Origin of the sequence: Saccharopolyspora thermophila, assembly GCF_014646075.1 — a bacterium.
In the GTDB taxonomy this organism is placed as follows: Bacteria; Actinomycetota; Actinomycetes; order Mycobacteriales; family Pseudonocardiaceae; genus Saccharopolyspora; species Saccharopolyspora thermophila.
Map to the genome: position 1 here is coordinate 299,724 of NZ_BMMT01000001.1, position 24,485 is coordinate 324,208.

Below are 24,485 nucleotides of genomic sequence, written 5' to 3' on the forward strand. Positions count from 1 at the left end.
AATCGACCGGCAGCGGCGCCGTTCGTCGGATCAGGTGGGGGCTACCGCGTCCGCTGCCTGCGGGGTCTGGACCAGCCGGACCGCGCGGCGGCGGTCGATGTGCTGGGCACGGCCTGCGGGCAGCGTTCTCGGGCGGACGTTGCCGAGGAAGGTGCCTTCGTCGCGCGGGCAGGACATCAGCAGTGCCGGGGTACCGAGCTCCCACAACCTGCGGATCACCGGATCCATCATGGCCCGCGACGCACCTGAGGTGCTGCGCGCGATCACCAGGTGGAATCCGATGTCGGCGCCCTGCGGAAGCAGCGGCACAAGCGGTTGCAGCGGGCTGTTCATGCCGTTTTCGAGCAGTTCGTAGTCGTCGATGACGATGAACAGCCGACCGCCGGACCACCAGTCACGCTTGGGCAGCCGGTCCGGGCTGATCTCCGGGCCCGGCAGTCGGCTGGTCAGCAGCCCGGCCGCTTCGTTGACGGTGTTGCCGAAGGTGTCGGCGGCGACGGCGTATCCGATGTGGTACTCGTGCGGCACTGCGTCGTAGTGCTCGCGGCGCGGGTCGGCGAACATGATCCGCACCTGTTCCGGGCCGTAGTGCGTGATCACTGAGCGGGTCAGATGCCGCAGCAGGTTGGTCTTGCCGGTCTCGGTGTCGCCGAAGACCATCAGGTGCGGCGTTTCGTCGAAGTCGTGCCACAGCGGGCCGAGGGTGACGTCGTCGACGCCCAGCGGCACCCGTGGCAGCCCATGCGGACCGGTCTCCGACGCGGGCAGCTCGGTGACGGACAGTTCCAGCGGCAACAGCCGTACCTGCGGGGCTGCCGGGGCTTTCGGCCCGCGTGCCGCCGCAGCCAGCGCCAGCACCGCGTCGGTCAGGTCGTCGGTGCTCGGGTGGCCGTCGATGCGCGGCAGTGCGGTGAGGAAGTGCTGCTTGGTGGTGGTGATGCCGCAGCCCGCGCGGCTTGGCACCGTGGCGGCCAGTCGGCTGTTGACTTCTGACTCCACCGGGTCGCCGAGCCGCAGCTCGAACCGGGTGCCGAGCACGTCGCGCAGCCAGGGGCGCAGGTCTGCCCACCGCGCCGAGCCGATCACGAGGTGGATGCCGAAGCTGAGCCCGCGGGCGGCGATCAGCTGGAACTTCTCCTCCAGCTCAGTGAAGTCGTGGCGAATCGTGTACCAGCCGTCGACGACCAGGAAAACATCGCCGTAGGGGTCCTCGTCGAGAAACCGGCCTTCGGCACGGAACCGCCGGTAGGCCGCCATCGAATCGATGTTGTTGGCCTGGAACAGCTGCTCGCGGCGCCCCAGGAGGTTGACCACCTCCTGCACGGTGCGGGTGATCCGGTCCCGGTCCAGCCGTCCGGCGATGCTGCCGACGTGCGGCAGGCCGGACAGGCCGGCCAGTGAACCGCCGCCGAAGTCCAGGCAGTAGAACTGCACCTCAGCGGCGGAGTGGGTCAGGCTCAGCGCGCTGATCAGGGTTCGCAGCAGCGTGCTCTTGCCGCTCTGCGGGCCGCCGACCACCGCGACGTTGCCCTCGGCCCCGGCGAGGTCAGCCAGCAGCAGGTCGCGGCGTTGCTTGTCCGGCAGGTCGACCAGGCCGACCGGCACCCGCAGGAAGTCCCGTTCCGCCGCGCGCACGCCGAGTTCGGGGTCCGGCAGCAGCGGTGGGAGCAACTCGTCCAACGTCGCCGGGACGCGCAGCGGCGGCAGCCACACCTGGTGCGCTGGTGGCCCCTGGTCTCGTAGCCGCTCGATGAGCACGTCGAGCACGGTCTGCTTCGACTCCTCCGCATCGGCAGCATCGGTCTCGGCGGGCAGCGAACGCACTTTCAGCGGCACGTTCGCGCTGGTGAACGGCACCAACTGGGTTTCGATGACCTCGCGGTCCTGGCGGCGCCGCGGAGTCCGGTACGGGCCGGAGACGTAGGCGGCCTTGAACCGGGTGAGGGTATGGGTGTCCGAACGCAGGTAGCCGTTGCCGGGGTTGGACGGCAGCTCGTAGGCATCCGGCACACCGATCACGCTGCGGCTTTCCATGGCGGAGAAGGTGCGTAGCCCGATGCGGTAGGACAGGTTCGTTTCGACCTTGCTGATGCGGCCCTCGTCCAGCCGCTGCGAGGCCAGCAGCAGGTGAACGCCGAGGCTGCGCCCCAGTCGGCCGATCATGGCGAACACGTCGATGAATTCCGGTTTGCTGACCAGCATTTCGCTGAACTCGTCGACCACCACGAACAGCGCGGGCATCGGCTCCAGCGGCGCACCGGCCCGCCGGGCCTTCTCGTAGTCGCGCCGCGAGGCGTAGTTGCCCGCGGCGCGCAGCAGTTCCTGGCGGCGCAGCAGTTCGCCGGTGAGCGCATCCTGCATGCGGTCGACCAGTTCGAGCTCGTCGACCAGGTTGGTGATCACCGCCGAGGTGTGTGGCAGCTGCTCGAAGCCGAGGAACGCCGCCCCGCCCTTGAAGTCGACCAGCACGAAGTTGAGTTCTTCGGAGGAATGGGTGACCGCCAGCGCGAGCACCAGGGTCCGCAGGAGTTCGCTCTTGCCCGAGCCCGTCGCGCCGATCACCATGCCGTGCGGGCCCATACCGCCCTCGGCGGACTCCTTGATGTCCAGTTCGACCGGAGTGCCGTTGCTCGCGATGCCGATCGGCACCCGCAGCCGCTGCCACGGCAAGCGTTCGGCACGCAGCTTCGCCGGTGCGAGGGTGCGCGCGTCGGTGATGCCGAGCAGGGTGGTGATCTCGTAGTCGGTGGACAGCGGTTCGCTGGTGTCGGCGGCCGCGCCGACGCGGAACGGCGCAATGGTGCGGGCGAGGGCCGCCGCCGCGGCCACCGGCATCCCGTCCGGGCGGCACAGCGTGGTCGTGATCTCCCTGCCGGTGCGGTCGAAAGCGACGCGACTGATCTCATCCGGGGTGATCCGCAGGTGCAGGGCGTGCCGATGCGGTTTCCAGGGCAGTGAACCGGACAGGTCCAGCACCACCGCGTTGCGGTGCCCGTCGCCGGTGAACGGGTGCCCGGCGGGCACGCTGACCCCGTCCAACACCACCACCACGAACGGTTCACTGGCGGTCACCGGGGTGCCGGTCTCGAACCTGGGGCGGTCGGTGAAGCTCTCGCCACCGAGCAGCCGCTCGAGTTCGGTTACGTTGTCGGCGATCAGCCGCACCGGCCCGGCGCCGTCGCGCTGCTCCGGGTCCTGGGCGTGCGGCAGCCATTTGACCCAGTCCCACTCGGGAGCTTCAGCCTCGCCCAGGCACAACGCGATCCGCAGGTCGGCGGGCTGGTGGAAGGCCGCGAGCTGACCGAGCATCGCGCGGACCAGAGCGCGCGTCGCAGCGCTGTCACCATCGAACTGCACGCGGGCGAACCCTCGCAGGTACACCGCGATCGGCGCGTTGGGCAGCGTGGCGTAGGCGCGCAGGAACCGACGTAGCGCGTGTGCGGCGAGCGGTTCGAGGTCTTCGACCGGCTTCGTCTCGGGTGGAATGAGGGTCACTGCGGCACGCTGCGTGCCGAGCCCGACCCGAACCTCGCCGAAATCGTCGTGGGTGGCGCGCCGCTCCCACAGGCGGTAGCCGAGCACCAGTGACCACAGCGAGCGCGGGTCGGGGTGGTTCCAGGTGACCGCTCGGTACTGCTTGCCCAGGGCTTCGCGGACCTGCTTGCGGGTCTGCGCGAGGTAGCGGTGGTAGTCCCGACGCTGTCCGCCGAGCTGGTGCTTGCGATCGGCGGCGGCGCGCAGCAACTGACCGGCCACCATGCCGATCATCGCCACCACCATCACGCCACCGGCGATGTAGGTCAGTGGCCCGCGCACCGCGCCGGACGAGGTGAACATCAGCATCATCGAACCGGACATCAGCGCCATCGGCAGGTACGTCAGCACCATGCTCCAGCTGCTGCTCTTGGGTTCCGGCACGCCCGGTGGTTCCTGGAGGGTGATCTCCTCGGCCGGCATCTCCGGTCCGGCGCGGCGCGCAGGCCGGCGGAACAGGGTCGTGCTCAACGCGTCTCCTTCTGGTGCGGGGTTCCCCTTGAATTCGGCGTCGAGCCTGCGCATCGACCGAGCAAAACGGCTCGTGCAGACTACGGTCCGCCGTGTCCCGGTCCGGCCCGCCAGCCAGAAAGGAAACCGGACACCGAAGTGAACGACGCGACCAAGGATGGCACACATCAACTGTGTCGGCTACGCCTGATCATCGGAAGTCGGGCACTGGACATGGCGCTGCCGCCCGATGTGGCGCTGATCGACATGCTGCCTGGCATCCTTCGCGCGCTGGGCGGGAAGGTCGCCGACCAGGGTGTGGAACACGAAGGATGGGTACTGCAACGGATCGGCGGAACCCCGCTGGATGAGACACGGACCGCGGAAGAACTCGGGCTGCTCGACGGCGAAACCATCCATGTGCGACCCCGAGCGGCGGCGCTGCCACCGATCGACTTCGACGACCTGGTCGCCGGTATCGGCGAGCAGACCAGGACGTGGGACAACCGGTGGAGCGCCGAGCGAACCCGCTTCATGCTGCTGGCGTTCGCCGCAGCCACCTTCGGCCTGGGTGCCCTGCTGCTCGCCTCGGGCGGGCTGACGCCTGCCCGGATGTTCACCGCTGCCGGTGCGGCGGTGGCGTTGGTGGTCACCGCGGCTGCCCTCAACCGCGCACTGGGCGATGTGGTGACCGCAACGGTCCTTTCACTTGTCGCGGTGCCCTACGCGGCGATCGCGGGGTGGTTGCTGCCCACGGTTTTCGGCGCGCAGGCGCCGTCTTCCGCGTTCTGCGCGGCGCTGTTCGGCACGACAGCACTGGCGTTGGGCATGATCGGCGTCGGTGCGGCGAGGTTGATCCACATCAGCGGACTGGTCGCCGGCGGACAGCTCACCGTGATCACGCTGATCCCGGCGGTGACCCCGGCGACGCCCGCGCAGGCCGCCGGAGTGGGTCTGCTGCTCTGCCTGGTGCTGACGATGTTCGTGCCCACCGCATCGTTCCGGTTGGCCGGACTGGCGCTGCCGGCGCTGCCGACGCGTGCCGAGGAGTTCGGCCAGGACATCGAGCCGGTGCCGTACCGGCAGGTGGTGCACCGCTCGGTGGTCGCCGACCATTACATGACCGCGCTCTCGGCGACGCTGGGGATCGTCGAGCTCGGCATCTTCGGCGTCCTGGTGACCAGCGGCGGGCTGTGGGAGCTGACCCTGACCGCGGTGGGCGGTCTGCTGCTGTTGATGCGTGCGCGGAACCTGGACAGCATGTACCAGCGGTGGGCGCTGCTGCTGCCTGGTGGACTGGCGGTGTTCGCCGTCGTGTGGCGCGCCGCTGTACTGGTGCCGCCGTTCGAACGGCTGGTGCTGGTGTTCGTGGCGATCCTGCTCATCGCAGTGTTGCTGGCAGTGGCGAGCCTGACGCTACCGGGACGGCAGCTGCGCCCGTATTGGGGGCGGGCGCTGGACATCTTCGACACCGCCTGCATACTCGCCGTGATCCCCATCCTTCTCGCGGTGCTCAATGTCTACGCCCTGGTTCGCGGCCTGGGCGGATAGCGGCCGTGATCACCGAACCCGGGCCGCGCCGGTTCTTCGCACTCACGATCTCCCCACGCTTTCTGGAGGGAATCCGATGCTGTCTCGCCGCGACCAGGTGCAGGCGTACTTCTTCATGGTCGGCCGGTTGGTCTCGGCGCTGATGCGGGGGCGTCCTGATGATCCGGCCACCCCGAACCGACGGTTGGCCACCGGCACCATCATCGGTCTGCTGATCGGCGCGCTGGTGGTGGCCGGTTTCACCGTCTACGGCTTCATCTCGCCGGGCGGCAAAACCTCCTGGCAGGCAGCCGGAACCATCATCGTGGAGAAGGAGACCGGTGCCCGCTACCTCTACCTCGACGGTGAGCTCCGACCGGTGCTGAACTACTCGTCTGCGCTTCTGGTGGTGAACAGCCCACAAGCGACGGTGCAGTCGGTGTCGCGCAACTCGCTGGCCGACGTACCACGCGGCGCCCCCATCGGTATCGCGAACGCACCGGATTCGCTGCCGGCCGCCACGAATCTCACCCGCGCGCCGTGGGTTGCCTGTGCCACGTCGCGACCAGGGGTTTCGCCGGATGAACGGGTTCCGGTAACGAAGCTGCACATCGGTGCTGTCGCGGCACGGCCGTTGCCCGCCGCCAAGGGCGTGCTGGTTTCGGCTCCGGATGGGCTGATCTACCTGGTGTGGCAGGGACGGCGCTACCTGCTCCCTGATCAGTCCGTGTTGGACAGCCTCGGCTACAGCGACACCCGCGCTTTTCCCGTGTCCACCGAGTGGATCAGCGCGATGCCGGCCGGGCCGGACCTGCGCCCACCGGAAGTGCCCGGTGCGGGTGCGGTGTCCCAGCACGTCAGCGGTGCGCGGGTCGGTCAGGTGTTCGAAGTGATCAATGCGGTGACGCGGGCGAAGGACTACTACGTGCTGCTTTCCAACGGTCTGGCGCCGCTCACGCCCACATCGGCGAGTCTGCTGCTGGCCTCCCCCACGGCACGTGCGGCCTACCCGGGGCGGCATCCTGAGGCCATTCAGGCGGAGCCCGACCTGCTCTCGAGTACGCGGCGGTCCACCACGGACACCATCCAGGACGGCTACCCGACGACACTTCCCGCGCTGGAGCGGATCGATGTCGGCCGCGGGCCGTATCCGTGCGCCACCTTCGCCGTCGATGCGCGTTCCGGCCCGACGATCGCGTTGGTCGACCGTGTGGAGATGCCCGACCCTGTTCCGCCCAATTCCGGCGTCCTGGCCAGAGATGTGCCTGCACCGGGCGGGCACCCAGGCACCTTCTACCTGATCACCGATCTGGGAGCCAAGTACCCACTGGCGGATGCGAAGGTCGCAGAAGTGCTCGGATACGGTGGTGTCGAACCCGTACTCGTGCCCACTGACCTGCTCCGGCTGCTGCCTACCGGTCCGGCGTTGGACCCTGATGTCGCGACGGTGTCACAGCCGGTCAACGCGACTGGATCGAGCTGATTGGTGAGGGATACCCCTGCGTGTCCGCGCATTCGCGACTGCGGTACCACCGTGCCGCCCACTGCTTGGTTTCCTGACCACAGGTCGCGAAAGTGACAGCAAACCAGGACATCCTTGGAGCGAATGAGGCGAACATGACCACCCAGACCAGACTCACCCAACCTGAAATCGCGGCCAAGGCGCGCGAACACGAAGGCGTGGCGCAGAACATCCAGAACCAGCAGAACTTCGTTCGCGGTTCCGTGGAGGGCGTGGTGGCCACGAACCAGGGTGACATGGTGCAGGCGTTGTCCACTGTGCACCAGCAATGGACCGATGCCTGCACCCGGGTGCGCACCAACCTGCTGCAGATGGCCACCAACCTCGACAACGCCGGTAAGGCCCTGCAGAACCAGGATATCAACGCCGCCGCGCAGGTCAACAAGATCGAGACCCCCGGACTGACCAGCTTCCTGGGGAACTGACCAGCCACCACCGCCGACCGAACCGGAGCATCGATGGCAGACCAGATCCAGTACCGCTACGCGGAAATCGCCAACAGCGTCGCGGACATGCAGAAAGCCAGCAAGAGCATCGAGGAAGAGGTCAACAATCTGACCAACCAGACTCGGCAGCTGCTGACCACCTTCGACGGTCAGACCCGGGCCAGCTACGAAACGCTGTCCGGCAAGATTCAGGCGGATCTCAGCCAGATGAACACCATGCTGATCAACATCCAGAGTCGGCTCGGCATCTCCGCGGACGACATGAACGCCGAGGACGCTCGCCAGGCTGCCAACTTCGCCTGAACCGACGGGCACCACCCGGTGCCGGGCCGGTAGCCCCCGACCACCGGCCCGGCGTGGCCCCAACCCGGTCCGCACTGATCCGAAAGCTCCGCCATGACCGACAACATCACCGCACTGACTCCGGACGAGGTCCGCACCATCGGCAAGGCCGTCGCCGATCTCGCCTCCGACGTCGACGGTTTCGCCCAACTCAACGATATCCAGGTCAAGCCCGGGGACTTCCCGGTCGGGGAGTGGCTGCGCGATCTGGTGGCGCAGCGCCGCGATCTGCTCCACAGACACTGTGTCGAACTGCAGAACACGTTGCGCGAACTGGGCCTCCAGCTGCAGACGTCGGCGACGAAACTCCAGGAAACCGACCAGGACAACGGCCGCAACGTCAGCCAGGCCGCCGGCTGACCGTCCGTCCGCCCCCGCGCCATTCCCCTTTCCCGCCGCCGAGGAGGCGTAGTCGTGCCTGACAAGAAGATCGAACGATTAGGGTTGGAGGACGACGCGAACGCCAAGGAGCGTTTCCGGCGTCACCTGGAGAAAGAACTCGGACGCGAGATCGAGCCGGATACTCCGGAGTGGGCGTGGCGGATCAACAACAAACCCATCACGGCCTGGTTCCCGGCAGGGACCGACAACGGCGACGGGGACAACGCGAACAGCCTCTGGCTGAACGACCTCAACATCGACAGCCCGCAGGCCATCGCGGAATCGGAGAACCAGGCCAACTCCCACGACTACGACGAAGCCGACCTCGAGAACGCGGCAGAACAGCTCGACGGCTACGTCGAGGATGTCAGGAAGACCGACGACGCGCTCGGCGTCGAAGGCACCCGCGCGCCCGAGTCCGGTGGCAGCAGCACCGACGACGGTGCCGGTAACGTCGCTCCGATCGAGGACTACGGCAGCTACTCGATGGAGCAGTGCATCCAGGCACTCAACGGAATTCCCCGAACCATGAGCGTCGCCGCCGACCAGTTCGGGAAGCTGATCGACCGCTTGGCGAAAGCACGTGACGATCTGCGTGCTCAGGTGCGCAAGCTCCCCAACTCCATGCAGGGTGCCACCGGTACCAGTTCGACCACCTTCGCGCAGACGCAGTTGGACAGGCTCGACCAGACGGTGACCACGTTGCGCAGCGGGGGATACGAGAACGAGCTACGCGACGCGGCGGACGTCGCGGCAACCCGCAAACAGGCCATCGTGCCGTTGGTCAAGGCATACACCCAGACCGCTGCGGCCGAAGCGGCGATCGACAAGCTCGACGCGGCGGGATTCGGCGGCCATGTCGGCGTGATCAAAGACGCGGTGCGCAAGATCCGGATGGACATGCTCAACCGAGCGCGCAGTCTGGTCGCCGACGTCGCCGAGGCGTACGAGAAGGCGGGGAGCGCGATGACCCCCGCACCCACGGGCGTGTACGACAACATCGGCAGCGGCGACGGACCAGTGGCCCGCCCCACGACGGCCAGCCCCGGTATGGGGCCGACCAGCCAGACCGGCTCGAGCACGGATGCAGGTACCGGCGCCGGACCTGGTGTTGGTGCTGGCGCGAACATCGGCGCCGGTGCTCGCGGTGGTGTGGGCGCAGGCACCGGCACGGGCAGCACCGGGACCGGGGCCGGCGTCGACAGCGTTGCGGGCACCGGTGGTGGTGTCGGCGGCGCCGGCACACCGGACAACTCGGTGGTCACCGATGCCATGAACGACGCGATCCACGCCGCCGGACGAGCGGGTCGGCAGGCGCTGGGTGCCCTCGACAGCGAAGAGTCCGGCTCACCCGGCACCGAGGCCGCCAGCGCCGGTAGCGGCGGCGGAATGGGCGGCGGCACCGACAATGGCGCGGCCAGCGGATCGGGGGCGGCGATGTCGCCTGCCGACGGGGCCGGCCCGACGAGCGGTGCCATCCCGACCATCGGTGGCGCGGGCGCGGGATCGGGCGGTACTGGTTCCGCGGGTTCCCAGCCGACCAAGAACACCGGTAAGGACGACGCCGCAGCCCGACAGGCCATCCAGGACGCGCTCATCAACGCCCAACAGCAAGCCGCCCAGGCTGGTCAGGAAGCCCTCGAGGCACTCAACGGAGACGGCGAAGCCGGGTCAGTCGGCGCAGTGCCGGTGCCGACCATGAGTCCCGGTATGGAGCAGGCGCCCGAGGCCGTCCAGGACGCCGTGCAGAACACCGGGCAAACGGCACAGGCAGCCGTGGGCGGTCAGCGGAACATCGATGCGGCGCACGCGGGCAAGATTATCGAGGACATCGTGCAGCAGGGGCGCGAAGCCGCGCAGCAGAGCCTCGACCATCTCGGCGCCGGCTCGGACGAGGCCGCCCAGATGCTCGACAACGTCTTCGACCAGGCGGCGCAGGCAGGCAAGCAAGCCTTGGCGGCCGCGAACGCCGACAGCGACATCACCATGGACGAGGCCAACCAGATCGTCGACGACGTGCTCGAGCGAGCGAAGTCGGCCGGCGATGCGGCGCTGTCCTCGCTCGGCAGCGGACTGTCCGACTTCTTGGCGCCGAGCGTGGGCGGCGCGACCTCCGGAGGCACGGATATCGACGGTGGTGCCGGGGCGGGCCAGAGCCTCGACGTCACGCCGGTCAGCAACACGCAACCGCACATCCCAGCGGGGTCGACCGCCGCGGCCGCGACACCGATGGGCGCCGGCGGCCTGCCGATGATGCCGCCGATGATGGGCGGCGGCCTGGGCGGTGCTGGGGCCAGCGGTGACACCGGCGACCGCGAACGCACCACCTGGCTGGCCGACGACGGCAGCTCCTGGTCGGAGACCACCGCCGCGGAGGCCGCGCCGAACGTACTCGGCAAGGAGCAGGAGGGTGAGCACGTGGCCCAGCTGGTGCACGCTGCCGAACAACAGGTGGGCCGAGTGGCACGCGCCTGACCGCACAATCAGTGAGCACAATAGACAGTCAGGATGGAGGTGGCGCGGTGGCACCAGCAGTGACCGACCCGGTGCTGGGACGTCCGGTTGCCCAACCGGTGGTTCCTGCGGTGCGGGTCAATCTCGATTCAGCGGCGGCTGTGCTCGCCGACGCCGATCCGCAGCAGTTCTACCACGTGGCAGACCGCTTCACCGAGCTCGGCGAGCAGCTGCGCGGCACCGCAGACGGGCTGCGCAATCAGCTCCGCCGGCTCGAACAGTTCTGGCAGGGCGCGGGATTCGCCGCCGCATCGGCAATGGTCGAACAGGGCTTGCGGCACATCGACGCGCTGGCAGGCATGCTCGAGGTGGAACGCGAGCAACGTATCTGGGAGCGACTGGGCGATGCGCTCGGCACCGTACGGCAGAAGGTGTTCGACGCGCAGGACTACCACAAGATGCTGCGGCGAATGCAGGTTGAGTATCCGAACTGGGCGGCGGACCCGAACGTTCAGGCGCAGATCCAGCGGATCCGCTCCGGTCACGACGAGGAGTCGCAGCGGCTTATCGACCAGCTCAGCGCGATGTACGAACAGCTGGGCGGCCAGGCGCTGGACTACGGTTCGCAGGTCACCGCGCATCTCGCCGAAGCACCGATCGCCCGCGGTGACACCGGCGCCGCGGCCCACAGCGAGGCCGCTGACCCGTCCTGGGCCCGCGTGGAGTTGCATTCCGCGGGTGAACTCCGCACCCCCACGAACCCGGTGGTCGCAGCCCAGGCGACCCCGGCCGCTCCGGGTGTCAACGCGACCCCAGGAGTGCTCACCGGGCTGGCGACCGCGGCGCCGTTGGCGCTTGGCGTGCGGGACCAGCGCAGGCAGCAGTCCCGGGGCGCGGTACGGGAGAAACACCGTGTCAGTCCGGAGAACTCCGCGGCTGCACCGCCGAGTACCCCGGAAACCAGGTCCGCCGGCGTCAGCGATCTGCACCCGGCCACGTCAGCAGCAGAGGCCATCGCGGACGACCGCGGCGTGATCGGCGGCGAGAGCCGTCGCGCCGCCGGCGACAACACCAACACCAGCAATCCCGGCGACACCGCAGCCGCCGGTGGTGCGCCGATGATGCCGCCGCTGATGAGCCCGGTCGGTGGCAGCGATCTGCAGGACCGTGACCGCCACACCATGACCACCGAAGACCCCGTGGTCTGGTCCACCGTCGCGCCCGGCGGCGTGGTGGGCCGACCCGCGAAGTGAGGGCTGAGACGATGATCTTTCCCACCGGCGATCTGCCCGACCTCAACTCGGCGTATGCGGAGTTCGAGCGCCAGCAGCGCGAACTCACCGAGTTCCAGCGCAAGCTCGCCACCACCACGACGACCCTCAACTCGGCCAATCGGATGATCACGGTGACCCTCGACGGCCAGGGCGAGCTGAAGCAGGTCAAGTTCAACACCACCGCATATCGGTCGATGGCCCCGGCCGAGCTCTCCGCGATGGTGACCGACACGCTGCAGCGCGCCCGCGCGCAGAGCTTGGAGACCATCCAACGGCTGATGGGCAACCAGCTCGGCGAAGTCGACCTCACGGATCTCGCCAACGGCACCGCCGACCTCGGCGACGTGCTCGGCACGTTGCTGGAACCCGTGCTGGGCACTGGAAACCGCGCACCCGACGACGAGGACGACGGCTGGGACCACGATCGGTGATGACAATCGGGAGGCAGCATGGCCGACGAAACGTACCTCCAAGCCCAGGCAGTGGAGCGCGTCGCCCAGGATCTCGCCAATGCCTCGCGGGAGTTCGGCAACGCGATGGACGAGCTCACGCGAGCGCTGGAACGCGACGACGGGTGCTGGAGTGACGACCGGATCGGTCGCCAGTTCCAGCAGAAGTACGTGCCCGCCGCAACGCAGAACCTGGCGGTTCTGCGCCAACTCCAGCAGGGACTGGCCAACACCGGCACGAAAGCGCTGCCCACTGTCGTCGAGCTCCTCCAACGCGTCGACAGCGACAACGGCAGGGCGCTGAACAGTTACCTGGATCAGATCGGTGAGGTCCTGCAGAACGCCAACCAGCGGGCGCAGGCCCTGGACCCGAAGCGAGCGCCATAACCCGAATCGCCGCACCGAAGGACCGCCATGCCCCACGAAGTCCCCGAAGGTCTGCAGAAGGCCCTCCAACTTGTGGGCGGAGACAAGTGGCCGGAGGGCGATGAGGCTGGGCTGCGCCGCATCGGCGATGCGTGGCAACAGCTCCTCACCGCGCTGGACGCGCTGGACGCAGCGGTACAGCGCTCCGCCTCCGGGATCGGCGAGCACATGCGCGGTGATTTCTCCGACGCCTATCAGGAGTGGGTCAACTCGACCATCCGGCCGGCGATCGACCAGTTGCGCAGCAATGCCGCCACGCTGTCCACAATGGCGTCCAACACGGCAGCGGACATCCAGTACACCAGGATCAGCATCATATCGCAGCTGGTCATGGTCGCGGCCACGCTGGCGTTGCAGTGGCTGCCCGGCATCGGACAGGCGCTCACGGCCTCCGCGGTGGCCACGGCCCGCGCCGTGATCACCACACTGATCAAGCAGGTCCTGACGAGCATCGCCAAGTGGACGCTGATCAACCTCGCCATCGGGGCCGGTCTTGACGTGGCCATTCAGGGTGGGCAGATGCTGGCCGGCACCCGCACCGAGTGGAACGCTGAGATGACCAAGGGCGCCGTGATCGGCTCCGCAGTCGGTGGCGCGATGGGCGGTGCGGTCAGCGGCGCGTTCGGCGGCGTGATGCGCAACGCCCTCGGCGGCAACCTGGGTGAGAACGCAGCCCGCCTTGCCGGCGCGGTGGACAAGAACACGTTCACCCGAGTTCTCGGAGCGGACCTTCCGCATGCTGGAGCGGTCGGACTCAGCATATGGGGTGCCGCTTCGGCAACAGAGCAGCTGCTCGGCGAAGGCCATCACCCGCACTCCGTCGCGGCGGACATCATCGGTGCGCTGGACAACACGATGCGCACCGGCAAGTCGCGCGGCCACGCCGGCGGCTCGCGGATGGGCAACTACGGCGATGCCAGCGTCGTACCCGAGATCACCATGCCGACGTTCGATGCGGACATTCCGACCACCAGCAAGGACATCGGCGACACCACGAGCCATCGCGCGACGGCATCGGAGGCGGTGTCCGGGGCGGACCACGTGCCGACGACCGTGGATCTGGCTGATTCCGGTTACACCGCGGACGCCGTCCGCGCTGCTCCGCCACACCCAACGAACACAGCTGACGCCGATCGCGCGCAGCGGGGTCAGTCGATCAGCACCCCATCGCCCACGCAGTCGACCCCGGCCCGCTCGGTCACCAGCCAACCGGCCGGCGACACCGGCGGACAGCAGCGACCGACCACGAGCCATCCGGCCTCCGACACCGCCGTGCATCCCCCCACCACCAGCCAACCGGCTTCGGGCACCGGCGCACCGCAGACCACGATCGCGCACTCACCCGCCGTCGACACCGCAGGTCCTGCTCCTGGCGCGACGATCACCGCACCGGCCGCGTCCACCACGTCGAGCCCGGCCACTGCCAGCGCCGATGGTCCCGGTGCACGACCTGCTCCGGAGTCGGTGGGCACGCACCACACCCCGGTCGCGAGTCGGCCGGACACTGCGATCTCGGCGGCCTCCCCATCCGATCCTGGCGTCCACGCCCCGCCATCGGAGCACGCTCCGGCTGCGGTCCACCGCGACCCGTCCGCGCCGGTCGCCGATGCGCCACCGGCCGGCAGCGGGGAAGCGGCCGCCGACGAGCACCCCCGCCCGCAGCTCGGCGCTCGAGACAGCCTGAGCACGGACGCAGCGCCAATGGCGGATCATCGGGGCGTCGCCGATGCGCCACCGGCCACGACGAAACCGCTGAACACGGCATCCCCCGACCAGATCGACAGCGCGGACCCCGCCGCACCATCGGCCGTTCGCGGCCACGCGGAAACCACCCACGCCGCGCCGATCGACACCTCCCGCGCACCTGGCGGCGCCGACATGCCCGAACGCCACGGTGCTTCGCAGGTCGCCGCAACACCGACCGCGGTACATCCGGGTGCCACGAGCACCGCCGACACCCGGTCGCACACATCGCTGCCCGCAGCGCAGCCAATGCGACCGAGTAGTTCCCAGGCCGACCTGGGCTCCGTCGCGGCCCCGAAATCGGCGGGTCGTCCGGACGTGGCCGCCAGCCCCGCGACCGCATCCGCACCGCCGATGCGCACGGAGTCCGGGGCCACCCCCGCACAGTCGACAACGTCACATCCCAGCACCACAGCCGCTCCGGCTGGCACCGACCCCGCGACGGCCCGGCCCCACTCGACCGGGTCCGCGCCCGCCCGGGACACCGCAGGCATGCGGACACCGCAGCAGCGCGGCACCGCCGATCAGGCAGCCGCCACGGCGCGTGGTCGGCTCCGGGACCGCTACATCACCCCGGACGGCGACTGCCTGTACAACGCCGTGCGCATCAGCCTCGCCGAGCAGGTGCCGGACTTCCCGCACTCCTTCACCAACGCCTCCGAGCTACGCGCGCACACCGCCAGCTGGCTTGCCGGCCCCGAGGGCCGGGCGTACTGGGACCGTCTCACGAAGCGGTTCGGCGAGCTCAGCTTCGACCACGCACAACGCCTGATCAGTACCCCGCACGCGTGGGACAGCCGGCACGTCGGGCTCCCCCACGACTCGGCCATTCCGAACCTGATCCCAGACATCGTGGCCCATTCGCTCGGGCTGCGGCTGAACGTGTTCGAGGGGGACCAGACCCGTGTCACCGGGGTAGCCGAGGGGACCGACCTGTTCGTCAGGTACAACGGGGTCAACCACTACACCGCACAGGTACCCATCCGCCCGGCCGACCACCCCGATGCTCGCCCGCTGGTGACGCAGCCGCCGGTCGACGTGCTGGTGAGGTCGAATCTGGTGCAGGCGGAGAAGGTCGACGGCGCGCCGATCCGCACGGTCATCCACCAGGCCCTGGACGCCGCTGGCGTCCCACAACAGCAACCCACCAGTCAGCCCAACGTGCTCCATCGGAAACTGCCTGCTGAGAAGCTCGACCTGCGCGGCAGCGTGGACAAGCTGTTCTCCGACGCCGAACTGGTGAAGAACTTCGCGTCGTTGACCGGGCTCGGGCTCACCAAGGTCATCGGTATCGGCAAGCACGCGGTGGTGATCACCGTGCACGGTAACGTGACCGACTCACGCGGCACCGGAACGTCGGCAGGGCCCGATGGGGACACCGTCCAGAACGCCTCGGGCAAGCGTGCCAAGCACGTCGACGAACTGACCGCGCGGTCCCACAACGCCGTGCCCGCCACTGGCACCGTGGTCACGCCGCTCAGCGAGAACAGCGGGCTGCGCACCACCGAGATCGCGCCCGCGGTGGGCAGGATCGCCGGGCCGCAGAGGGTCTGGAAGTCCAGCGAGACAGTGAAACTGGAGCACTCCTCGGAGGTGAAGCCGACGGCGGACTGGCAGTCCGGCGAGCATCGACTCCGCTTCGTGGTCGAGATGCGGGTCGGTGACCGCCTCGTGTCCCCGCGGCGCGTCCCCGAAGGCACCGACCTGCAGATCCTCAGAGCGCTGCGGGAAACCGATCCTGCCAGGCTCGCCGAGGTGGAGGCCGACCTGCGGCACCACCCGACGCACTGGCAGCGGTACCAGGCGCTGCGCGGCCCGGGGTCGCCAGACTGGCCGAAGCTGTCCGAAACCACGGCGTGGCAGGCGATGAGCGCCCGGGATTCGGGAACGACGAGTGCGACGCTGAAGTATCCCGCCGACATCGCCACCACCGTTGGTGAACCAGCGCCACATCTTTCCGGCACCCTGTCCGTTCCACCAGAACACTCCGCGTTCCTGCGTGGCGACCCCGAGCTACTCAGGACCGCGTACGAGCTGCTGAGCCGAGACAAGAAGTTCCACGCCGAGCTGGCCCTGTCCGGTTCCCAGGCCGCGGCGGACCTGCGGTCCTTCCTGGGGCACGAGAACCTGTCGCGCAATTCCCGCCCGCTGCTCAACGGCGACTGGCTGACCACGACCCTGGTGACCAGGTCCGGCGAGTCGGGCACCCTCGAACTGCGCGCGGTGCCCAAGCGCGTGATCCAGTTCCACGAGGGGCCAGGATCGCTCGCCACCGAGTTCCGGACGCGCACCGAGCACGACAACGCCAGCGGCCACAAGCAGGAGCTGGAGGTGGGCGTCGATGCCGGGATCCGCTTCGTCGAAAGGGGTGCGGGCGGCAGCGACGCCTTCGGCGAGCGCAACGAGCTGTTTCCCAACATCGGGGTCAAGCGGACCGCCTCGGCCGCGGTGACGCAGCAACGCATCACCCACCTCGAATCCGGTCGCAGGACGGAGATTTCCGGGCAGCTGACCGGTTTCCGCGCCGACCTCGAGTACGAACTGCGGTTCCGGCCGGACCGCAGGGGGGCGATTCCGGAAACGGCGGATCACCGCACCGAGCACGGCGCGACGGTGTGGTTGGAAAAGGCCGCCGCAGCCCAGCACGGCTGGCCTGTCGTGACGCACGGTGCACCACCACCTCCCCAGCCGCTTCGGCCATCGGTTGGCGTCGAGGGCATCGATCCGCTCAACACCTTCGGCGCGGAGATCCGCTACGCGGACGCCGACCTCCTCCGCGACCTGGTGCGGGACATGCTGCCACGCGACGTGATCCGCAAGGGCCGGAACCAGTTCGCGGACATCGACATCACGCCGCGTCTGCCCAGGTACGTGCTGCAGAACGAGCAGAGGCTCGCTGAGATCTTCAGCCACGGCATGCCACGGCTGGCCACAGCCCTGCCCGGGGACGGGATCTCGGTGCTGCTGCAGGCCGACGCCCCACACCGGTTCACGCAGCGGCCCGACCACTACCGGCTGGTCCTCAGGGCTGAGCCGACCGGCGCGCCCGTCGAGATCGCCCCGCGGCCCGGTGGCCAGGGCGCAAGCACCCACCAGATCACCAGCTCGCTCGGTACCGGAGCCACCAGCAGCGCCAAGCTGGAAACCAGCAAGGGGTACACGGGCCGCGTCGGAGTTCAAGCCTGGGAGGGGCTCGGTGCGGCGGACACGGTGCGTGCGGTCGGAATCGAAGTCCAGAGCAACTACGCCCGGACCAAGAGCAACACCGAAGAAAGCAAGCTCGGACACGAAACAACCCACTCGTACACCAACGGCCCGCAACGCCACACCTACCGCCAACCGGTCCGCTACCACCTCGAACTCTTCGATCCGGCGGGCAACCCGGTGCGCCGCGAGCACCTGGACAGCACCGCCGTCGCGGTGCTCGCCGACTCCGGTGATGGCGCAGGCCAGCACCTCGGTGACGACGGGGGGGGCGGGACGGCCCCACTCCGCCGACCAGGCGGCCGAGCGGTTCACCCATGCCAGGACCTCGCAGCCGACGTTGCCGGCGGGCCACCAGCAGGCGTACCTCCCGGAGCACTTCGTCGTCCACCGGCTCAAACCGATACCGGACGCCGTCAGGACCGCCACGACCATGCTCGCCAACAGCCGGAACCTCACCACCTGGGGCGACGAGACCAGCCGCGTCCTGCACCGCAGGCCCGTACCGGAGTCGGGCGGCCACCGGCTGGGCAAGCACCAGCAGCTGCTCACCCACCACCTGCACAACTGGCTCAGCGGGACGAACCGCGCGGCGAACCTGAACACGCTCGCACACAGCACGCTGCGCACCTTCGTCGACTACGGACGTTCGTCACTGTTCACCCTGTTCCGGGACCACGACGCCAAGCTGGAGTTGCGCAGCACGCTGAGCAATCCGCGCGAGATCCGCCGGGTGACGCTGCTGAAACTTCCGTTGCAGACCAAGGGCACCGTAAGCACCAGCCACGAAGCGAAGACCACCGACGCCAACGAGAACGCGTTCGACGGGCGCCCTCTCGTCCCGACACCCGGCGGCCCACTGCTCATGCCGGAAGCGGGCGGGACCATCGGATTCAAAAAGTCCGATGCCACGACGACAGCCCATGAGCACAGCACGTCGACCACCGCCACGTACCTGGGTCCGGCCGTCCTGGTGCGGTACGACCAGACGACGGTGCTCTCCGTGCAGGACACCGGCCACCGCTCGCTTGGCCTCATCCACAGCCACGACGGCGGGACGTGGCAGCACCAGCAGATCCACCAGAAGGACGCGGTGGAAGTCTGGGTGCCCGCGAGCGAAGCCGAGAAGATCCTCACCCCCGCGGAACCGAGCGGCGAGCAGGCCCCCGACCACGGCGGTGTGGATACCCCCGACCTGGTCGAGCTGCCGCCCGGCAGCAAGCAGTTGTCGCCCGATTCCGTGCGGCGGATCGCGGAAACCGTGGACCGTGCACTGCGCGAACTGCCGCAGCACCGGATCACAACCGGCGCCAAGGAGCGCATCGCAGCCGTACTGCGCGACTGGCTGGACAACCGGTCCGCGCCGCGAACGCCGGACCCGAATGAGCACCCACTGCCCAGGATGGTGTCGCACGCCAAGCACTGGGTCGGGCGCGCGCTCCCGCCCGTCGGCGAACTCGTCAAGCAAGTCACCATCGCGCCGTTGCAGAACCGGTTCCTGCGTGGTTCCCTACCGCGAGCGGCCACCAACACGGCGTGGTCGGCAGCCGACCACGTGGGACCAGTCGCGCTCGGCACCTCGCTGGCCAGGTTGCTCGACACCGGCGTCACGTTCCGGGACAGCACCGTCACCCCGGTCGGCGAGATCATCACCGACGTCACCATGCGGGCCAAGTCCGGGCCCGGGAAGTTCGACGGCTACGACGACAGCTGGTCGGTCAGGCAGGAGAACACCTCGTCGACGACCACTGGGCGGACGACGGCCGCGGAATCGAAGCTCATCGGCCGCGCCGGAGTGCATGCGCTCGTACCGTGGGGGAAGCTCATGCCGCGTTTCGGACTCGGCGGTGAATACACCGACATCACCGGCGAAACGCTGGGTGTCAGCGACAAGCACGAGAGCAAGGACATGTTCGAAGCACCCGGTCGGACGATGAAGTTCCGCCACGACCTGGAACTCGAACTGGTCATGACTCAGTTCGCCCGCCCCAGCAAACTGTGGGGCATCGCCCTGGCTGAGACGGCCCTGTCCGAGCATCGCGTCCAGCTCCCGCCGATCCGCGACGCAGTGCTCAGCACCGTGCCCGAAGCGTGGCTGCCGAAGGCCACCGACACCAGCCGGGAGATCGGCGGTCCGGACACCACGCGGACGCTGCCAGAAGGGGCCACCGTGCTGCGGGTGCGCGATGACGCGATCAACGATGCGGTGCGCGAAATCCTCGGAGAAAACTCCGCCAGCATCGCGGCCGGACGACCGCAGCGCGCCGTCGCGCCAGTGCAGACCATGGATGTGTCGGCCCACCTACGCCAGGCACTCAGCGGCGAAGGCTACGTCCTGCGCGGCCATGGCGTCCCGCCAGTGCGGCTCACCGCCGAACTGCGCAACCCACGAATCGTCGAGGTCATCGACGCCATGCACAGCGCGGAGCACACGAGCGAACGCACCGTTTCCGGCAAGACCAGCCGCGAGCACAAGCTCGGTGTCAAGCTCACCGTCGGGCTCACCCGGAACAGCGAAGGCGGCTCCTACATCCCGGGCCACCAGTTCCGTGGCATCGTGACGACGTCGGTGCCGCTGATCGAACATGCCTGGAAGAAGGAGCAGGAGCTCGAAACCGCCGGGGTGGCGGCCAAGACCGAGTTCTTCTCCGACGGACGGCAGTACGTGGTGCAGGGGGACCTGCTGTGGCGGGCAGTCCAGGACGGCAAGGACCCGGTCGAGGTGCCGCGCGCGGACGGAGTCACGGTGCTCGCCGATGCCAAGCAGCTGGCGGAACTCGGTCTGGAACCGCCGAGCCGCACTGCCGACAGCGACACGCCCTCGTTGTCGGCGCCAGCGGACACACCCACATCACCGGTACCTGACAAGACTCCGCCGCCACCGGCAACGGAGCGCCCCGGGTCCAGCGGTCTCGCCGACTTCCTCAGCCCGCGGCCCGAACCAGCCGGCAGCGCTGCACCGCGTCAGCTCGTGTCGGCGGAATCGTGGGAATCGCTTCGCGCCAACGCCTTCGTGCGGACGGTGGACACCGAAAGCACCGACGTGCGCAGGGACAGCGTGGTGACCCGCGAGCCGGGTGGGCCGCTGCGGTTCCACCCGAGCAAGGTTACCGGTCTGATCCGCTACGACCTGCGCCGGATGGAGGTCGAACCCGGCCACATGGTGCAGGAGTACACCATCAAGGTGCACCTCAGGCCCGACCCCGGCATCACCCCGCAGCAACTGGCCGAAGCGAAGAACCGCGCCCGGTCGGCAGTGGAGTCGGTCTACAACGTCCCGGGCCATCGGCTGCCCAGCGGCGACCAGTTCCACGTCCGGTTGGAGTTCGTCGACGACCCCGCGCACGCGCACACCGAGATCACGCTCGCCGACTCCGGTGGCTCTGACCAGCGGCGGTGGAACGCCTCCGACCCCGGTGGCATCTACGCCCACGAGATCGGCCACTACCTCGGGCTCCCGGACCAGGCACCGGCGCCGCTGATGGCGCTGGACCGCAGCCGCCCCGATGCCGGCGTGATGGGCCAAGATGCCTGGCACACCCCACAGCTGCACCGCCACCACCTGGAACTGATCGAGAACACCGCACGCAGCCAGGTCATGGTTCCGGACACCAGCTACGACCAGCTCCACCACGGCACCCCACAACAACCGCCGTCGGGAGCCAACCACGCCCCGGACGGCGCGTACCGGCGTTTCCCGAGCGAGCCCGAACTGCTGGCCACCGACGACCTTCTTCGCAAGGCCGAGCAGATGCCCGAGTTCGCCGTGCACCGTCAGGACGCCGCCCGGCAGCTCACCGCCCCGCGGCAGCCGTTCGAGATCAACGGCGTCGACCCACTCGAACTCGCGGCCATCCACGCATACACCCGGACGTGGTCGCCGAGCATCGACCGGGTGCTGCTGAGCGGTTTCCGGGACGGTACCGACTTCGAGCACACCCTCACCCGACTCGTGCTGTCGGGGATCACCAAGTTCCCGGTCCGCTACAGCGGGATGGTTCGCCGCGACGTCAGCTCCGGCTGGCTGACCGACGCCGCGCAGAGCTGGCAGGTGGGCGACATCGTCGAAGACCGGTCGATCAGCCGCGCCACCACCAGAACCGAGAGCGCGCTGAGCGGGCAGCGTCCGCTGGTCATGCACATCCTGGTCAGTGACGTCGCCTACATCGCACCAGTCTCGTCCAAACCTGGCGAGCAGGAAGTGGTCCTGCCGCACGGCGGTCGGTTCCGGGTGACCCGCATCGAGCGTGACGGCCAGCGCACGGAGGCGTGGCTGGAGCAGATCGACCCGACACCGACGTATCTCACCCACCACCGGGCCGACCCGCTCCTGCCCGGCGATGCGCCCGGCACCATGCCGGATCGCGACGCGCTGAACCGTGCACTGTCGAACTTCGACACCACTCGACTGCAGGTCGCAATGCAACGGCGCACACTCGGTTACGAGGGCGAGGAGGCACTGCACCAGCTGGCCGCATTGCGCTGGTACCTCACGCACGAGAACGGCTTCGTGATCGATCTGGCGCTCCAGTCGCGGCTGCCTGGTCGCCTGCGCGAGGCCGCCGAAGCGGCCAACGCGGCGCTGCCGAGGCTGCCCCGGCACGAGGGCGGATTCGAAACCCGGACCTGGCTGCGCACCGAGCAGTTGGACCGACTCGCACCCGGCGAGCCGATGCGCTTCGAGACGTTCCTGACGAACCAACTCACCGCCGACGGCAAGGGAAACGTCCGGCTCGTCGTCGACACCGAGCACGCGCGGAACACGGAGTCGCTCGTCCCCGCCGACGTTCGCAACACCACTCGGCGTCCGGTTCCCACCGCGATCGTCGCGCCGAACACGCCCTTCACCGTGACCAAAATCGAGCGCTTCGGCGACGAGACCGTCGTGCATCTGCGTGATCACACCGACGACGGTGAGCGAACGCGGATGGCGCCGCCGCGCCCGGAACGCGCGGGTGCCGACCGGGCCCGCGGAACTCGCCGCATCGGCACGCGGGGCGGGGGCGAAGGACATGCCGGTCGCGCCGTTGACCGCTGACTACGATGCCTGGTCGGATCCACCGACGGCATCTGATGCCTGTTGCGCATGCTGAACGATGCGCTGTGGAAGGTCGTGCAGTCCGGCGACGACGCGGCGATCTTCGACATCCTGCGCGAGTCGGATCCGGTGCGTCGGGCCAACGCCGAGTACCGACTCCGCGAGCGCAACCCCGCCGCGTGGCAGCTTTACCTGACGTTGCGTGCCGAAGACCTGGACTGGCCGAGTGTGATCGACACCTGGTTGCCGCAGCTGCAGGCACGTCGCGACGACCTGGCTGACGCCATGGCCGAGCTGTACCGCGGATTGTCGGACAGCTACGACTGGCCCGCCGGGCTCTCCCGGGCGGTCAACGTCGACGTCGACCCGCGGGTCCTCGCTGCGTTGCTCGAACCAGACCCGGCGCGTCGGAAGGCCCGCGTACAGGAGGTGCTGTCGAACGCCGACACCCGGACGGTCCTCGGGCAACTTCTCGCGCTGGGCTGGGGTAACATCGCGTCCCGCTCCGATGCCGCGAGCCTGATCGAACCCGTTCGGGAGGCGTTCGGAAGACTCAAGGACATGATCACCAGCATCCACGCCGATCCCTCGCTGCGTCGACGTGCGCTGGATGACGCTGATCAGCACGCGCTCGCCGCGTTGCGGGAACCCGATCAGTTCCGGCGGCTGATCCTGGAACTGGACCTGCGGATCAATGATCCGGTTGCCGCAGTGCGCTTCCGGGAACTCTCCGGCAGGAAATGGCCGCGATGGCCGGAGCTCACCGCTGAAGGAGCCGGCGAACTCGTCGCCAGGTACCGCGCCACGCAACAGCGGGTGGCCGAAGCCGAAGCCGATCTCCGCGCCGCGATGGCACGGGTCCGCTCCGATCCGCGGTTCGCGCGGTACCTCGCTACCGTCAACAACGACGAGGAACTGGCACAGCTGCTGCACCGCGCTGCCGAGCACATGGTGTCTGACTGGCGGCTGGTCAGCAATTTCCCGTTCGCCAAGGTCCTCGACAACGGCAACCGACTGGTGACCGAGCTCGTCACCACGGGTGAGTTCAAAAACTCCTGGCAAACCCGTGACGCGGGGCGGGGGCCGCTGACGGCTACGCCCGCCGTGGTGCCATCGAAGAACACCTGGGCTACGCCGCGCCGCTGGGTCGCGTGAGCGGGAGTTACCAGGCCGCGGAAGGCCACTTCCGGCTGGAGGAACACCCCGAACATGGCGGTGAACTACCCCACTACGCCGCGCTGACCACCCGGCTGCACCACACCGCCTCCCACACGAAGTACGGTGAGAGCATCGTGTTCTGGAAGGACCACGTCCGCGCACGCACCACCTACACGCCCAGCGACAGCTACGACACGGGCAACATCGGACACCGCTCCTACACCAGCGCTCGGCACCCGATCACGCTGCTGGCCTACGCCGCGGACCCGCTGGTGGACCTGGCACTGGCCGAGGTGAGCGACCCCGCCCGCGCGGCCGAACTCACCCGGCAACACGCAGCCGACGGACTGGACAGCAGCGAGCACGACATCTACGTCGAGGCGCAGATCCACGGTGGACTATCCTGATCGGACGCAGCCGAGATCTGGCTCAACCACAGCGCGGATCCGAACCGCGGCCTGAGTCTTTCCGTCGCGTAACAGATCAAGGCCGAGCTGGAGACCTACCGCGACAACACCGTCGGCGTCGACTACC

At 68.7% G+C, this 24,485-nt stretch carries 13 protein-coding genes; 12 read left to right on the top strand and 1 reads right to left on the bottom strand.

Annotated elements, in window-relative coordinates; all coding sequences use genetic code 11:
• Positions 1 to 30 precede the first annotated feature (30 nt).
• Positions 31 to 4,005: a type VII secretion protein EccCa gene (eccCa, locus tag IEY17_RS01365; protein ID WP_188984527.1), complete on the bottom strand. Its 3,975-nt coding sequence runs from the start codon at positions 4,003 to 4,005 to the stop codon at positions 31 to 33.
• A gap of 138 nt (positions 4,006 to 4,143) precedes the next feature.
• Between eccCa and eccD the strand changes: the two genes are divergently transcribed.
• From eccD to IEY17_RS01425, 12 genes are all read left to right on the top strand, one after another.
• Positions 4,144 to 5,535 carry a type VII secretion integral membrane protein EccD gene (gene eccD / locus IEY17_RS01370; RefSeq protein WP_268240275.1) on the top strand — a complete coding sequence of 464 codons (1,392 nt, stop codon included), beginning with the start codon at positions 4,144 to 4,146 and terminating at the stop codon, positions 5,533 to 5,535.
• On the top strand, positions 5,501 to 6,997 hold the full coding sequence (gene eccB / locus IEY17_RS01375; RefSeq protein ID WP_188984531.1) for a type VII secretion protein EccB: 1,497 nt from the start codon (positions 5,501 to 5,503) through the stop codon (positions 6,995 to 6,997). Before eccD ends, eccB begins: the two co-directional genes overlap by 35 nt.
• A 134-nt stretch (positions 6,998 to 7,131) precedes the next feature.
• Positions 7,132 to 7,461, top strand: a complete 330-nt coding sequence (locus tag IEY17_RS01380) for a WXG100 family type VII secretion target (protein ID WP_188984533.1) — start codon at positions 7,132 to 7,134, stop codon at positions 7,459 to 7,461.
• A gap of 33 nt (positions 7,462 to 7,494) precedes the next feature.
• Entirely contained in the window at positions 7,495 to 7,785 is a 291-nt protein-coding gene (locus IEY17_RS01385; protein WP_188984535.1) for a WXG100 family type VII secretion target, read from the top strand.
• 93 nt (positions 7,786 to 7,878) lie between these two features.
• Positions 7,879 to 8,184 (top strand): type VII secretion target, encoded by a 306-nt coding sequence (locus IEY17_RS01390; protein ID WP_188984538.1) that lies wholly within the window; start codon positions 7,879 to 7,881, stop codon positions 8,182 to 8,184.
• Positions 8,185 to 8,238: 54 nt separating this feature from the next.
• A complete protein-coding gene (locus IEY17_RS01395) occupies positions 8,239 to 10,680 on the top strand; it encodes a hypothetical protein (protein ID WP_188984540.1) in 2,442 nt (813 codons plus the stop codon).
• A 47-nt stretch (positions 10,681 to 10,727) separates the two neighbouring features.
• A complete protein-coding gene (locus IEY17_RS01400) occupies positions 10,728 to 11,912 on the top strand; it encodes a WXG100 family type VII secretion target (RefSeq protein WP_188984543.1) in 1,185 nt (394 codons plus the stop codon).
• An 11-nt stretch (positions 11,913 to 11,923) separates the two neighbouring features.
• Positions 11,924 to 12,364 (top strand): YbaB/EbfC family nucleoid-associated protein, encoded by a 441-nt coding sequence (locus tag IEY17_RS01405; protein WP_188984545.1) that lies wholly within the window; start codon positions 11,924 to 11,926, stop codon positions 12,362 to 12,364.
• Between the two features lie 18 nt (positions 12,365 to 12,382).
• A complete protein-coding gene (locus IEY17_RS01410; protein ID WP_188984547.1) occupies positions 12,383 to 12,769 on the top strand; it encodes a hypothetical protein in 387 nt (128 codons plus the stop codon).
• A gap of 27 nt (positions 12,770 to 12,796) precedes the next feature.
• Positions 12,797 to 18,682, top strand: coding sequence for an OTU domain-containing protein (locus IEY17_RS01415; protein WP_188984549.1), 5,886 nt, complete (start codon positions 12,797 to 12,799; stop codon positions 18,680 to 18,682).
• A gap of 4,159 nt (positions 18,683 to 22,841) precedes the next feature.
• Positions 22,842 to 23,948 (top strand): hypothetical protein, encoded by a 1,107-nt coding sequence (locus tag IEY17_RS01420; protein WP_188984551.1) that lies wholly within the window; start codon positions 22,842 to 22,844, stop codon positions 23,946 to 23,948.
• The gene (locus tag IEY17_RS01425; protein ID WP_188984553.1) at positions 23,945 to 24,358 is read left to right on the top strand and encodes a hypothetical protein; all 414 of its coding nucleotides are present in this window, start codon (positions 23,945 to 23,947) and stop codon (positions 24,356 to 24,358) included. The genes IEY17_RS01420 and IEY17_RS01425 overlap by 4 nt, the downstream gene beginning before the upstream one ends.
• Positions 24,359 to 24,485 lie beyond the last annotated feature (127 nt).

Bases quoted from the DNA above. Each gene is read 5' to 3' on its own strand.
- IEY17_RS01410 (WP_188984547.1), top strand. From the start codon at position 12,383: ATGGCCGACGAAACGTACCTCCAAGCCCAGGCAGTGGAGCGCGTCGCC.
- IEY17_RS01390 (WP_188984538.1), top strand. From the start codon at position 7,879: ATGACCGACAACATCACCGCACTGACTCCGGACGAGGTCCGCACCATC.
- eccB (WP_188984531.1), top strand. From the start codon at position 5,501: ATGTCTACGCCCTGGTTCGCGGCCTGGGCGGATAGCGGCCGTGATCAC.
- IEY17_RS01415 (WP_188984549.1), top strand. From the start codon at position 12,797: ATGCCCCACGAAGTCCCCGAAGGTCTGCAGAAGGCCCTCCAACTTGTG.
- IEY17_RS01385 (WP_188984535.1), top strand. From the start codon at position 7,495: ATGGCAGACCAGATCCAGTACCGCTACGCGGAAATCGCCAACAGCGTC.
- IEY17_RS01380 (WP_188984533.1), top strand. From the start codon at position 7,132: ATGACCACCCAGACCAGACTCACCCAACCTGAAATCGCGGCCAAGGCG.
- IEY17_RS01420 (WP_188984551.1), top strand. From the start codon at position 22,842: ATGCTGAACGATGCGCTGTGGAAGGTCGTGCAGTCCGGCGACGACGCG.
- IEY17_RS01405 (WP_188984545.1), top strand. From the start codon at position 11,924: ATGATCTTTCCCACCGGCGATCTGCCCGACCTCAACTCGGCGTATGCG.